The sequence below is a fragment of the Kurthia sp. YJT4 genome (assembly GCF_030219945.1).
In the GTDB taxonomy this organism is placed as follows: domain Bacteria; phylum Bacillota; class Bacilli; order Bacillales_A; family Planococcaceae; genus Kurthia; species Kurthia gibsonii.
In genome coordinates, this window is the sequence record NZ_CP126689.1 from 1,402,829 (window position 1) to 1,416,849 (window position 14,021).

13 protein-coding genes are annotated in these 14,021 nt (G+C 34.1%); 8 read left to right on the forward strand and 5 right to left on the reverse strand.

What is annotated here, in order from left to right:
- Positions 1-78: 78 nt before the first annotated feature.
- On the forward strand, positions 79-618 hold the full coding sequence (locus QN089_RS06840) for a GNAT family N-acetyltransferase (protein ID WP_285216326.1): 540 nt from the start codon (positions 79-81) through the stop codon (positions 616-618).
- A 133-nt stretch (positions 619-751) separates the two neighbouring features.
- Here the strand turns inward: QN089_RS06840 and QN089_RS06845 are convergent, their stop codons facing one another.
- The 3 genes from QN089_RS06845 to QN089_RS06855 all read right to left on the reverse strand — a co-directional run bounded on the left by QN089_RS06845 (position 752) and on the right by QN089_RS06855 (position 3,081).
- Positions 752-1,288: an HdeD family acid-resistance protein gene (locus tag QN089_RS06845; protein ID WP_087680626.1), complete on the reverse strand. Its 537-nt coding sequence runs from the start codon at positions 1,286-1,288 to the stop codon at positions 752-754.
- A gap of 14 nt (positions 1,289-1,302) precedes the next feature.
- Positions 1,303-2,334 (reverse strand): YdcF family protein, encoded by a 1,032-nt coding sequence (locus tag QN089_RS06850; protein ID WP_068453631.1) that lies wholly within the window; start codon positions 2,332-2,334, stop codon positions 1,303-1,305.
- 417 nt (positions 2,335-2,751) lie between these two features.
- Positions 2,752-3,081, reverse strand: coding sequence for a hypothetical protein (locus QN089_RS06855; RefSeq protein ID WP_068453630.1), 330 nt, complete (start codon positions 3,079-3,081; stop codon positions 2,752-2,754).
- A 734-nt stretch (positions 3,082-3,815) separates the two neighbouring features.
- Here QN089_RS06855 and lnu(G) point away from each other — a divergent pair.
- The 4 genes from lnu(G) (at position 3,816) to QN089_RS06875 (ending at position 8,536) form a co-directional block, all read left to right on the forward strand.
- Positions 3,816-4,619: a lincosamide nucleotidyltransferase Lnu(G) gene (lnu(G), locus tag QN089_RS06860; RefSeq protein WP_025785293.1), complete on the forward strand. Its 804-nt coding sequence runs from the start codon at positions 3,816-3,818 to the stop codon at positions 4,617-4,619.
- A 403-nt stretch (positions 4,620-5,022) separates the two neighbouring features.
- A complete protein-coding gene (locus QN089_RS06865; RefSeq protein WP_101152101.1) occupies positions 5,023-5,697 on the forward strand; it encodes a response regulator transcription factor in 675 nt (224 codons plus the stop codon).
- A 65-nt stretch (positions 5,698-5,762) separates the two neighbouring features.
- Positions 5,763-6,704: a sensor histidine kinase gene (locus QN089_RS06870; RefSeq protein WP_285216327.1), complete on the forward strand. Its 942-nt coding sequence runs from the start codon at positions 5,763-5,765 to the stop codon at positions 6,702-6,704.
- A 263-nt stretch (positions 6,705-6,967) separates the two neighbouring features.
- The gene (locus QN089_RS06875; RefSeq protein WP_285216328.1) at positions 6,968-8,536 is read left to right on the forward strand and encodes an IS1182 family transposase; all 1,569 of its coding nucleotides are present in this window, start codon (positions 6,968-6,970) and stop codon (positions 8,534-8,536) included.
- A gap of 107 nt (positions 8,537-8,643) precedes the next feature.
- Here QN089_RS06875 and QN089_RS06880 read toward each other — a convergent pair whose 3' ends face one another.
- Together QN089_RS06880 and QN089_RS06885 are read right to left on the reverse strand one after the other, a co-directional pair.
- On the reverse strand, positions 8,644-9,951 hold the full coding sequence (locus QN089_RS06880; protein WP_025785295.1) for an ABC transporter permease: 1,308 nt from the start codon (positions 9,949-9,951) through the stop codon (positions 8,644-8,646).
- A complete protein-coding gene (locus tag QN089_RS06885) occupies positions 9,948-10,694 on the reverse strand; it encodes an ABC transporter ATP-binding protein (RefSeq protein ID WP_025785296.1) in 747 nt (248 codons plus the stop codon). The genes QN089_RS06880 and QN089_RS06885 overlap by 4 nt, the downstream gene beginning before the upstream one ends.
- Before the next feature lie 503 nt (positions 10,695-11,197).
- On the opposite strand from QN089_RS06885, the gene QN089_RS06890 reads away from it, so the two are divergent.
- Genes QN089_RS06890 through QN089_RS06900 form a run of 3 tightly spaced genes read left to right on the forward strand, consistent with a single transcriptional unit; the run spans position 11,198 to position 13,633 of the window.
- Positions 11,198-11,806, forward strand: coding sequence for a TetR/AcrR family transcriptional regulator (locus tag QN089_RS06890; protein ID WP_025785297.1), 609 nt, complete (start codon positions 11,198-11,200; stop codon positions 11,804-11,806).
- Positions 11,807-11,849: 43 nt separating this feature from the next.
- Positions 11,850-12,713: an alpha/beta fold macrolide esterase gene (gene mle, locus QN089_RS06895; protein WP_025785298.1), complete on the forward strand. Its 864-nt coding sequence runs from the start codon at positions 11,850-11,852 to the stop codon at positions 12,711-12,713.
- Positions 12,714-12,724: 11 nt separating this feature from the next.
- The gene (locus QN089_RS06900; RefSeq protein ID WP_025785299.1) at positions 12,725-13,633 is read left to right on the forward strand and encodes an Mph(B) family macrolide 2'-phosphotransferase; all 909 of its coding nucleotides are present in this window, start codon (positions 12,725-12,727) and stop codon (positions 13,631-13,633) included.
- Positions 13,634-14,021 lie beyond the last annotated feature (388 nt).

The window sequence follows — 14,021 nt, forward strand, 5'->3', positions numbered from 1 at the left end:
AACATTATTTTTGATTCTATATAGACAGTAGAACCGTATTTCTATATAATGACAAATTAATTAAAGGAGGGAGTTTTTATGATTAATTTAAAGCCACATCACGTGAATTACGCTGTTAGAATTCATGAACTTGCATCCGATCCACTTGTAGCAGATGCGCTTGGTTTAGTAAATCAAACATTAGAAAATCATTTAGAATTTATCCAAAAGATGCAACAAGGTGAAAAAGAAGGTACGACCTGTTCACGACTTGTATTTCATAATCATCAAATGATTGGGGTTACAACGTTAATGTACATCGACCAACAGAAAAAATCATGTCATTTAGGAAGTTGGTTAGGTGTACCTTATTGGGGAAGGGGCTATAATGAACGTGCCAAATGTGAGATTTTAAAAATTGCTTTTGATACATATGGTTTAGAACGTGTATTTTTAGGGGCACGTACACAAAATCTTCGTTCACAAGCAGCACAGCAAAAACTCCCGTACCTTCGTCAACACATTATGCATGACTATCCAGAAGAACACCAATTTTTAGAAGAAAAAGAACAACAACCATGTATTCTAAATGTTGTAGAAAAAGATGACTTTTATGCATTTTTAAATATAGCTCGCTAGTCTATAAGAATAAAAACATATATAAAGCATATCTAAATAGAAAAAATCCGAAATCGTTTAACCTTACGATTTCGGATTTTTATTGTGAATGTTAAAAAAGATAGATTGAATATTTTACAATTTACATCCTCACTTATTTAAATGAGAACCAAGATCGAACATTAATCGAAATAATTGTTAAGACAATTCCCTGAATTAAGAAATAAGCTCCTGTTAAAATTGTAAAGCTCATTGCCGAGTAGAACGGACGGATAAACATTAATACACTTAAAGCAAGCGCAATAATTGTAAAGGCTAAAATGATATAAAAAGCTGGGCTGCTTTTTACGCGGAAATATTTTAACGTAATTAATGTCATAATTGATTCAATTGCAAACCAAAGTGCAAATAAGAAACCAGTAAATAGAATACCAAAATCGGCATTAAAGAATAGCAAGATACCTAAAGCTAAAATAAATAAACCAGAAATTAGACTAGATGTTTCAGGTTTATTTGATTTTTTACGTGAGAATAGATAATTGAAAATATCAAAAATCCCTTTGATAACTGCAAGTGCAGCAGCGATTAGGACCATAGACTTCAATGCGATTTCAGGTTTTACTAAAAAGAAAACCCCAAATGCAATAAAAATAATTCCTGTAATTAAAGTAAATGTTGTGATTTTTTTCATTTCATAAACCTCCCTTAAAATAGATTACTAATAATAGCGAATAATAGAAGAAACGACACAATTAAGATATTCGTTCTTTTCTTCAATACTATATACCCTATAAACTCACGAATAAAAGCAGTAGGGATATAGTAAAGTTTTGTTTTACCGCCAATACCAAAAGCTCGAATTCCGAGTTGTTGTGCTAATTTTCCAGCACGTAAAAGGTGGTACGTACTTGTGGCAATAGCAACATTTGCCTTTTTTAAATCTCGCTGATCTTGTTCTTGTACGACTTTTTCAGCGAATTGAATATTTTCTTCAGTCGTTGTAGACTGATTTTCTAAATAAATAGGTAGATCTGATTCATAATTCTCCACAATGTATTTTTTCATCGCTTCGGCTTCCGAGATGTTTTCGTCTGCACCTTTTCCCCCACAAACAATAATCGTAGGTTTTACTTTTTGCTTTTTAAAAAATTGCATGCCTGCATCAATACGTCCTGCAAGTAGAGGCGTTACCTGATCTTTAATTAAACCTGAACCTAATATGAGAATATAGTCGATTTTTTTAAAAGTAGGCATCCATTTATAATAAACAGCTGTAAATGTATAAAGAGAAAAAAGCAAAATAATATAACTAATCGTTGAATGAATAAAAACAAGCATCATTTTTACAACTCGAACATCACCGTAATAATGTTGTAACAAGAATAAAATAAGTTCTAATACAACAAAGCCAATGAGTGAAAATAAAGGAAGTAGATTGCCGATTGAAAAACGTTCTCTTTTTAAAACAGAACGTGTATTCACAAATACCATAATAACTAAAATAAAAAGCCAAAATACAGCTAGTATAAGAAAGAAAATAGCGATAGGAACAATCAGCCAAAAAGTAAAACGTTCAAAATGGTTTAATAGAGTAGCGAAGAAAATTAGTCCAACTGATAAAATGAATAGTAAAATAGCTAAACCTGTAAAAAGACTAGTTGGATTTACGTGGTGAAGAACAAAGCTACAAAAAAATAGCACAAGGGATATGGCTATTAAAAACAGATAAACATCCATAAACAAACATCCTTTCCAAAACAACTTATCCTATATTATGTATAGAGATATTATTCACGCAAAATGAATTTACTAAACAATGAAGGGATAGGTTAGAGTAAATTATAGAATAAAAAGGGGAAGTTGTATATTTATGTTTAATGATAAATATTTCTCGGGACGAAGATATACTAAAAAAGCACCTTCAAGAAGAAGTGTGCTTTTGATAACGCGGGTTGTGTAAAGCGAACATGAGCCAAATAAGAAAGAGGACTAAAATGAGTGAATCACTCTTTTCAAACCGATGATGGAATAGCAGTGTTGCTAAGTCATGACCAACTAACGCGAGGAAGTTCATTAGAACAAGTACAAGAAATGAGTGAATCAAAAGTTTGGGGAAACGAATGGTTGTATATAACATCGTGAATCATTCCTTTTTTATTTTTCTAAAATAACTTTAGAGTGCTTTGTATCTGCCCATGTAAAGACTTTCACTTCATTTGGTGCATCTGTTGTTTCAACATAGACGATATAGTCGTATGGTTCGGGTGCTTTCCCTTTTAGTAAAAAATCATCATGTTCAGTTGTAATGGACTGAATTTCTTTTTCATCGTAACCTAGTCGCTGCAATTCAAAGACTGTGGCAGTGAGGATTTCTTCGCGGGCTGCAAGGTCGCCTAAACGCTTTTGATCATACAGTAATGTCGCATTTAATCCGATTGAGAGGATGAATAGAATGAGTCCAATCCATAAAAATGTTTTTTTCAAAGTGAGAACACCTCCAAGTATGTAGTATACCATTTTATCCATTTACTAGAATAGAAAGGAAAAAGGCCTGTTTCTTTTAAAATGAAGTGTATTTTACGCCCAAAAAGAAGAAATAAAACATTCTATAAACAGACGACAATCGACTTAATGGTATAATGAATGCATACATAGTAGATTAAAGGAGTTGAGCCTCGAACGTGGGACAAGTTGTTATTTTTTTATATGGATAATATTGTTCAAAGTAGGTTCTTGACTTGAAAAAACATTCTAACACCTTGTTTGCCAAGAAGGAATAGGACATATAAATGTTCGACTATATGAAAGGAAAAGTCGAATAAAAAAGGAATAATAGGTATAAAGTTAAAGATTTTTCTTGGGTTTGTGAAAAAATGTACTTAAGCTAAACGGGCAGGATAGTTTAAGTGTATTTCTTCACAACAACTTGTACTTTGAACTATGAAGTGTTAATATACTATTAATCGAAAGGAGAGATGGGTGGACAATGAAGAACTAATCTAATTTTTAACAATTGAAATAGTATATTTCAGTTTAAAAACTTAGGATTAGTTTGCCCATTTTTTCATATACTAAATAAATGTAAGACTGAATAGCTAAAAAGGCTACTTAGTTTTATTTGAGTATCGTAAAGAGTGACATGACTAATCCTTCCAACATTATATGGGAGGATTTTTTATTATTCTCCCAGAATCAAAATAAAGAAAGAAGGAATCGAATTGTTAAAACAAAAAGAACTAATGGCAAGGGTTAAGGAACTTGTCCAGTCAGATGAACGAATATCTGCTTGTATGATGTATGGGTCTTTTACAAAAGGAGAGGGAGATCAATACTCTGATATAGAATATTATGTTTTTCTGAAAGATGATACAATTTCCACCTTTGATTCAGCAAAATGGCTAAATGAAGTCGCTTCCTACCATTTACTCTATCAAAATGAGTACGGTACGGAAGTAGTAATTTTTGAAAATCTAATACGTGGTGAATTTCATTTCCTTTCCGAAAGCGAAATGAATATTATTCCTTCATTCAAAGAATCAGGCTACATTCCTGACACAAAAGCAATGTTTATTTATGATGAAACAGGACAATTAGAATTGTATTTATCAGGGTTGGAAGGTTCGGGACCAAATAGACTTACAGAAGAAAACGTAAATTTTTTATTGAATAATTTTTCCAACCTATGGTTAATGGGGATTAATGTTCTTAAAAGAGGGGAATATGCACGTTCACTGGAAATTTTATCTCAATTACAAAAAAATATACTGCAACTCATTCGAATTGCGGAAGAAAATGCCGATAATTGGTTTAATATGACAAAGAATCTTGAAAAAGAAATTAGTCCTGAAAACTATGAAAAGTTTAAAAAGACTACTGCCCGATTAAATGAATTAGAACTATATGAAGCCTATAAGAACTCTTTGCTTCTCGTTATGGAATTTCGAAATCTTGTTGAAAAACAGTATCAGTTAACCGTTAGCAATGATTTTTTCGAAAAACTGTTACATTATATGAATGAATAGAAAAAAACTTATTGTGCTATCGGGTGCTTAATACAAAAAGGAAGGTGAGTGAGAGAATAAAATTCAACTCTTTAATTCCAGAGTTTTCAGTTAAGTACATTGAGAAGTCGAAATGGTTTTATATAGATATACTTGGATTCCAATTAGAATATAAGAGCATAGTAGTAAAGGGGTTAGTCGTAAGGCAGGGATTTTGTTAAGCAAGTTCTTTTAGTGTTTCATATTCTTTACCTTGATGAATACTATGGAATTTACATATGGTAAACTTTAAATAAAAACGACTTTTATGTAACGCTATTTTAATTATGATATACTTTTGAAAAGGTACATAAATTCTAAAGAATATAAATGGATACAGTTATAAAGTGGCATGCTATAATTTAAAGCACTGATGGGTGATTTCATGTATAAAATTATGATGGTAGAAGATGATGAAAAAATTAGAAGAATCGTTTCCGATGTACTTCACAAATGGAAGTATGATGTGATTGAGGTTACAAATTTTGACCAAGTGTTAACGGAGTTTGAACAGGTCCAGCCACACTTAGTATTATTGGATATCAATTTACCGACATTGGATGGTTTTTATTGGTGTCAGCAGATTCGTTCAGTTTCCAAAGTCCCTATTATATTTCTTTCTTCTAGAAACGAAAACATGGATATTATTATGGCTATTAATATGGGCGGGGATGACTTTGTGCAAAAACCGTTTGATTTAGATATACTTGTTGCCAAAGTAAAAGCACTTTTACGTAGAAATTATTCCTATCGAGATGAAGAATCTGTACAACTTATCCATCGGGGTTTGAAATTAAATATAAGCAATTCGGTGGCTGAATATAAGGGACAGAGCGCAGAGCTATCTCGCAATGAATTTATTATTTTACAATTAATGATGCGCAAGATTGGGAAAATCGTATCACGAGATGACTTAATGCAGGCATTGTGGAATGAAGAGCAATTTGTTGATGATAACACACTGACAGTAAATGTGAATCGTTTACGTCGAAAGGTTGCTAGTCTTGGGTTGAATGATTTTATAGTTACCCGTAAAGGAATGGGGTATATTATCGAATGACTTTTTTTCGGTTTTTACGGTATGAAAAGTCTTATATATGCGTCTATTTAATAGGTTTCATGCTCATGGCTACTGTGTTTTTCCTTGATGTTAATATAAATTTCACTTGGGGAACCTTTTTATATGCCTTTGCTTTATGCACGATTGTATTGATTGGATTTTTAGTATTTCGCTATCAACAAAATGTACGAGCAATCCACAATATTGATCATGAGGCATTTGACAGATTATCTCTAGAAGCTGAGCAGATGCAACAATTAATGGATGAGATGAGAAAAGAGCATATACGAGAAATGAATGCTGTTCAAGAGAAACAAAAAGAACATTATGATTTTATTGTTTCTTGGTTTCATGAAATCAAAACGCCAATTGCTGTCCTCCATTTAATCCAACAAACGGATATAGATGCGAATAGTTTAAGGGAAGAAATCGAGAAAATTGAAAATTATGTTGATCAAGCTCTTTATTATGCTAAATTAGATAGTTTTAATCAAGATTATAGTATAGGGAGTTGCGATATGATTGGCATTGTGAAAGATACGGTGAGAGACCATTCCAAAACTTTTATTTCTAAAAAAGTTCGAATCCTCTTGCCCTCTGAATCGATGAGCGTACAAAGTGATTCTAAATGGTTGAAATTTATAGTAAATCAACTTTTAACCAATAGCTTGAAGTATACGGACAACAGTGGAGAAATTTTGATTGGTACCAATGAAACCCCACAAGAAAAACAACTCATCATCCGAGATAATGGGATCGGAATTACACCACAAGAGCTACCAAGAATATTTAACCGAGGATTTACAGGTGAAACGGGGCGAACATACTCTAAATCAACAGGGATGGGCCTATATTTAGCACAACAATTATCCAATAAACTTGGTCACTATATTACTTGTACATCTGAAGTTAGTTCCTACACAGAATATATTATCCATTTTCCAAAAGATGATGATCCTTTTTTGTTTATGAATAAGGAAAAGAGGCTGGGACAAAACCCTAGTTAAAAGCAAGAGAGCTTCGGCACATGAAAATGCCGAAGCTCTTTTTGGTCTGTCTGCGGATGTTCGTTTTGGGCGATGCTTTTCGCGGGCACGGCTTCATCTCATGTTGGCGATGAATCGCCAACATGGATATTCAGCTCGTGCTGTTCCCGCAGAAGTCACGCCCTCACGCCCATCTAAAACAAAAAAAACGGATACAAAAAAAGAGCCTTTCCTGTTAAAATTTAAGTATCTCACCACAAAAATAATAAAAGGAAGTGCTCTTTATGTATAAAAACTATAACATGAATCAAGTGATTTTACCATTAGATTTTGAAATGAAACTAGCTGAAAAAGATATTGCTTTCTCAATCCATCATTTAGTTGAAAGTATTCCAGAAGAAGCTTTCGCTCCTTTCTACAAAGCGACAGGTTGTCCTTCTTATCACCCTAAAATGATGTTAAAAATTATTTTATGTGGTTATACACAATCTATTTTTTCAGGTCGCCGGATGGAAGATTTAACAAAAGATAGTGTACGTATGATGTGGTTAGCACAAGGTTACGAACCAAGTTACCGTACGATTAATCGTTTTCGCGTTCATCCACAGATGCAAGAACTTCTAAAACAATGCTTTATCCAATTCCGTTGTCGATTAATTGAAGAAAAATGCATTGACCAACAAGCAATCTTCATTGATGGTACAAAAATTGAAGCGAATGCCAATAAGTTCACTTTTGTATGGAAGAAGTCGGTTGAAAACTATCAAGCTAGTATGATTGAAAAGTCCAATGCCTTATACGAGCAACTCGTAGAAGAACGTATTTTGCCTGCCATTCAAAAAGAACAAGACGATGCTTTGTCTAGTGAAGAGCTAGAACAAGTCGCTTCGACATTAGAAGAAGTGATTGATGATTATACAGAAAAGCTGGAAGCTTCCTCTGATTCAAGTGAACGAAAACAATTACGCGCTGCACGTAAAACACCGAAACAATATTTGAAACAAGTGAAAGATTGGATTGTCCGAAAAAGACAATATCGTCTTCATTTACAACAGATGGGTACACGAAATAGTTATTCAAAAACCGATGTCGACGCGACATTTATGCGTATGAAAGACGATTATATGAAGAATGGACAACTGAAACCCGGTTACAATGTTCAAATCGCAACAGAAAATCAATATGTCCTTGCTTATGAGGTGTATCCGAATCCGACAGATACAAAAACGCTCGTGCCCTTTTTACAAGATATTCAAGCCCATTATTTTGAACTACCTGAACATATTGTCGCCGATGCAGGTTATGGTAGTGAACCGAACTATCAATACGTGGTAGAAACACTCCAACGTAAAGCATTAATTACATATGGTATGTATCGCAAAGAACAGCAACGAAAATATCTTAAAGATCCTTTTAAAACAAGCAATTGGGCATATAACGCAACAACCGATTGTTATACTTGCCCGAATGGACAATTCGTAACGTACCAATACGATTCAACACGTACGGATAAGACAGGATTTACACGTCATTTTAAAATCTATACATGTGAAGACTGTTCAGGATGTCCTTTTCGTTCATCTTGTACAAAAGCACGTGAAGGAAACAATCGAAGATTGGCCATCAATACGCATTGGGAAGAACAGAAGAAAATGATTCAAGCGACGCTTTCAGAAGCAAAAACAGGCGCCATTTATCGAAAACGAAAAATCGATGTGGAACCAGTTTTTGGATTTTTGAAGGCAAATTTAGGTTTCACTCGATTTTCACTTCGCGGAAAATCGAAGGTCCGAAATGAAATCGGACTTGCCTTAATGGCGACCAACCTAAGAAAGTATGCGATGAGAGGGTAAAACCCTCCCATCACTGATGAAAAAAATCACACAAAAAGGAGATTGCCTGCGCAATCTCCTTTTTTGTGTGACTGAGAGCTATTTATGTCCCAGCCTCTTTATTTTTATCACTTTTGTTGATTAACAATCTTATAGTAAAGATTGGTTGACGACACGTAAAACAAGAAATAGATAACAAAATAAATAATTAGTATTGCCCACATGATAGAAGTGAGCTGTGGGAAGTCTCTCACTTCCTCGAATATAGAGTAATTCATAATAAACAAGCTATGCAGCATTCCCAGTATAAGTGGAGGCAAGAAGACAAAAAGCAGTTTCTTACGGATGACTTTTTTCATTTCAGTGTTACTAACACCAATTTTACGCAGGATAGCATATTGTTTTTGTTCGTCTGTTGCTTCACGTAATTGTTTGAAATATATAATGCTTCCTAAAGCAAATACAGCGATGACGGCAAGAAAAGCTGCTGTAAACAGTAATAATGCTGAAGATTCAGCTTGAATAGCATAGCCGTCCGCAAAAGCTGAATAATAGATATCAGGTGATTGCGAAACAATCGCTTGTATTTGTGCTGATAAAGCTGACGCATCTTTAGCATTTTCAATTTGGTATAGTTCATACATTTGGGTATTCTGACTATTTTGTATAGTGGCATACGCTTCATCCGAGATAATGAATATAGCAAGATGAAGAAAAACATTGGTGTTACTCAAATTACTGGCAGGGCCAAGTAGTGCATAGTCTTTTCTTTCTATAAGGTGAAAAGTAGACTCATCTCCTACTTTTACTGTGAATTCTGATTGATCATCCTGTGTGAACTGTTTGGGTGTATCTATTTTTGAAAGAACAATAGCCTCTTGGCCATGCAGGTTAACTTCCTGGTCATCACCGCGTAAGGCAACTATATCGTTAAATTGGGTCTCTGAAAATAAAAGGATATCTTCTGTGAGATAATCCGATTGTTCAAAGGCAACATCTCTGTTTGTAACGGGATTTACTAAGATCCCTTCAATCGTTTCATGAGTGATAACTGGGTGGTTTGATTCATGAATCAATGTTTCAATTTGATGCTGAATATGTTCATCCTGAGATTCGAAAGCAATATCATTTGGGAAATTTTTAGTACTCCCATCGAGTTGAACAGCGTAATCAAATTCCTTTTTACGTTGGTTCATAAAAAATGTATTAGCGTAGAGTATGAAAAAAATAATAAATAAAAACACCACAATGGATGCTGCTATAAGCCCTACCTGAAAATTTTCTTCATTTTCTAATGCAGCTAAAACATCCTCATTAAAGATTAAAGATGAAAAAGTATATTGAATAACTACTCCAATAATCATCGAAATAAGATAGATGGAGTAAATTCTAAAATTCCGTCTGACATTGCGCCACGATAAATCCAATAATTTCATCTGCGATTTCCCCCTAGAGTGCTCTGAAAGGTGAGGATGCGATCAAAAAATTCCTTTTGGGTTTGTTCTCCTTTGAACAGCTCATTTACAATCTTACCGTCTCGTAGAAAAATGACACGTTGGCAGTAACTTGCAGCATAGGGGTCATGTGTAATCATCATTATCGTTGTTTTAAATGTTTGATTAAGTGATTCAATTTGTTCCAGTAGCTGTGTTGCAGAGCGAGAGTCAAGTGCACCTGTAGGTTCATCAGCAAAGACAATCGCTGGGTTAGTAATAATAGCACGTGCCGAAGCAGTACGCTGTTTCTGCCTGCCAGATATTTCAGATGGATAATGATTTAAGATCGATTCAATGTTTAGCGGTTGAATGATATTGGATAGTCGTTTCTCCATTTCCTCAACATGTGTCTTTTGTAATGAGAGTGGCAAAAGAATATTTTCCTTTACTGTCAACGTATCTAGTAGGTTATAGTCTTGAAAAATAAACCCCATCCGCTTTTGACGAAATTCACGTAATGATTTCTTTTTTACTTCCAATAGCGAGGTCCCTTCAATCCAAATGTTCCCGCCATTAAATGTGTCAATCGTGGATAATGTATTCATTAATGTTGTTTTTCCTGATCCAGATGGACCCATAATTGCGGTAAACTCACCTTCTTCAACAGCTAAATCTATATTTTTTAAGACCTGAGTCTTTCCGTATGATTTAGATAAGTTTTTCGTTTGAATAATTGTATTCATTTGCTTAGTCCCCTTTCAATGTCAATACTATACCTCTGAATAGGATTACCAACCATCGATGTAATATAATGCAACATGACAAATCTGTCACAAATAAAAAATTGCATAGTAGAACTCTCGGTTGGAAGATTAGAATTACTAAAATAATCGTTATCTTATTAAAATATGTTATAACCATCATGAGAGGACTGTGGATATGATTTTATTTTTACAACCATGATTTATATTATTATCTTTTATTGGTCACGACTGACTTTTTGGAGTTAATATAAATAACGAAGGGGGGTTATTGAAGTAACAGGTGCTTATCTTGAATAAAGGAGAGCACCATTTCGCTATAGGGGCAGTTTAGTTGATGAAGCTTACTGAAAATATTATTCCATTACTTTACTGTATGAGAATAATCAAATTAAGTATGCCTTGATTTCTTAATGCACATTATGCTAACATAAAAACAAATGAAAAACTTGTTTTTATGTTTTTATAAGAGAAGGTTTAGGACTATGGCTAAATTCACACAATTAGAAAAAGAAAGGATTAAAAAAGAATTATTTGAAGTGGCATATCGTTTTTTCGTTGAAAAGGGTTTTAAGAGTACTTCCCTTGAGGATATAACTTCGTCTGTTGGCATTGCGAAGAGTACTTTTTATGTATTTTTCCAATCAAAAGAAATGCTATATATGGAGTTGTTATCACATGAGGGAGAGCAAATTGAAAATCAGGTTTGGCCAAAGGTTTTAGCTGCTGAGGATATACGTTCAGCTATAAAAATATACTTAGATGAGATGGCTTTGGAGCTAGAAAATAAGATTTTAACTCAAAGGCTGATTTACGATCTCGAGGAGTACAAGCTTGTATCAAGAAAGCTAAATCCAGAGTATGTTGGATCAGAGAATCTTAGAAGTATCACCCCTCTTATGGACTTTATCAGGTCACGTCAAGATTCTAAGGAGATTATCGACGAAGAACCAAGCGTAATTGCTGGCGTTTTAAGAGCAGCTTTATTAATAGGCTCACAAAAGGGAGATTTACTGGAATACAATTATGAAATGATTAGGGAGTTATTATTCGAAGCTGTTGCTGATCGAATTACTCGGTCTTATTTGGTCTAGGTAAGTATTAATCAGATGAAAGTACTAAAAAAGGTGATAATTCATGACAGAAAAAATAATTCGTTTTAATGATGTTCATATCTGTACTGAGAGTTTTGGAGATATTAATAATCCAACTATCTTGTTAATTATGGGAGCTACTACATCAATGATTTGGTGGGAGGAAGAGTTTTGTAAGAGATTAAGCGATCAAGGGTTTCATGTTATACGCTATGACAATAGGGATGTAGGTAAATCAATTACTTACGAGTATGGCCATCCAGAGTATACTTTTGAGGACTTGGCTGATGATGCAATTCAGGTACTAGATGCGTATAAGGTTGATAAGGCTCATATAGTCGGTATGTCTATGGGAGGGATTATTACGCAGATAGTAGCTCTTAAACACCCAAGCAGGGTGCTTACTATTTCATTGGTTATGACATCAAATTTTGACCCTAGCCTTCCTAAAAAGGATAGTAAAGTAACAGAAGCTTTAGGTGAGCTTAAAATCAAAAATTGGCAAAACAAAGATGAAGTGATAGAGTGCTTTATTAAAAAAAGCAAAGTTCTTATAGGCTCTAAACATATATTTGATGAAGAAAAAATAAGAAGACTGAATGAAGAAGAATTTGATAGGGCTAGTAATTTACAGAGTAGGGATAATCACGGAATTATAAGGGGATGGGGTTCATATTTATCAAGAACTGCTGAAATAAACGCTCCTACATTGGTAATTCACGGAATAGAAGACCCTATTATTCCATACGAGCATGGAGTTCATCTCTCTAAGATTATACCAAATGCTGTATTAGTTACCTTAGATGGTTCTGGACATGAGCTTAACTATAATGATTGGGATGAAATTATTAATTCTATATCAAAGCATGCAGCAAATTTATTACCGAAATTTTTAAAAATTAGATAGGAGTGATTTGAATGGGTAAAGAAATGAAACAAGTTATGGAAATAGCTAAAAAACATAATCTAATTTTAAAGGAAGAAACAATACAGTTTAATGAATCCGGACTGGATTTTCAAGTTGTATTTGCCCAAGATGAAAGTGGTACGGAGTGGGTTCTTAGATTGCCTAGGCGGGAAGATGTTATGCCTAGAACAAAGGTAGAAAAACAAGCATTAGATTTGGTTAATAAGTATGGAAAATCTTTTCAGGCGCCAAATTGGATTATTTACTCAGATGAGCTAATAGCTTACAAGAAGCTAGATGGCGTACCAGCAGGAACTATAGATCATAATATAGGGAACTATGTTTGGGAAATAGATATTAACAATGTTCCAGAATCTTTTCACAAGTCTCTTGGAAGAGTGTTAGCAGAGATTCATAGCATACCGAGTGATAAAGCCGTGGAACTTGACTTAGTAGTACACACACCAGAAGAAGCAAGAATGTCAATGAAGCAGCGTATGGATGCGGTAAGAGCAAAGTTTGGTGTAGGTGAGAATCTATGGAACAGATGGCAAACATGGGTGAATGATGACGATATGTGGCCTAAGAAAACTGGTCTGATTCATGGAGATATACATGCCGGACATACCATGATTGATAAAGATGCTAATGTGACCGGATTAATCGACTGGACTGAAGCTAAAGTTACAGACATTTCGAATGACTTTATTTTCAACTTTAAAGCTTTTGGTGAAGAAGGGTTAGATGCCCTAATTCTTGCTTATAAAGAAGCTGGTGGGTATTACTGGCCTAAGATGAAAGAGCATATTATTGAACTTGACGCAGCATACCCAGTTTCAATTGCTGAGTTTGCATTAGTGTCAGGCATCGAGGAATATGAACATATGGCAAAGGAAGCATTGGGAGTGATAAGTTCGTAGATGGTTGATGCCTTCGTTGACACGTTCCCACATAATTCGGTTTCCACATAAGTAAAAATCGCTTGTATAGCAGTAAGAGAGATTGTGAAGGATTACTCTTTAACTAAAGGGTGCATTAGTTCAATTAGATGTTAGAATTAATCATTATCTAATCTTAGGCGGAAGAAATGATTAATCGCTTTATAAAAATCCTATAGCATTTGGTGAAGAGAGAACCTGTTTTAAATTAGCCTTTTTTAAAACAGGTTCTTTGTGTTTAAATTAAAAAGTGAGTTCTCTTTGAATAAATATTATTTTAAACCCGAATTTGATTGACTTTTAAACAGAAATCGTCCAAACTAAAAACAAGAATAAACGTTCGGTTTAAAGGTTTGGAGGAGGGGATAAA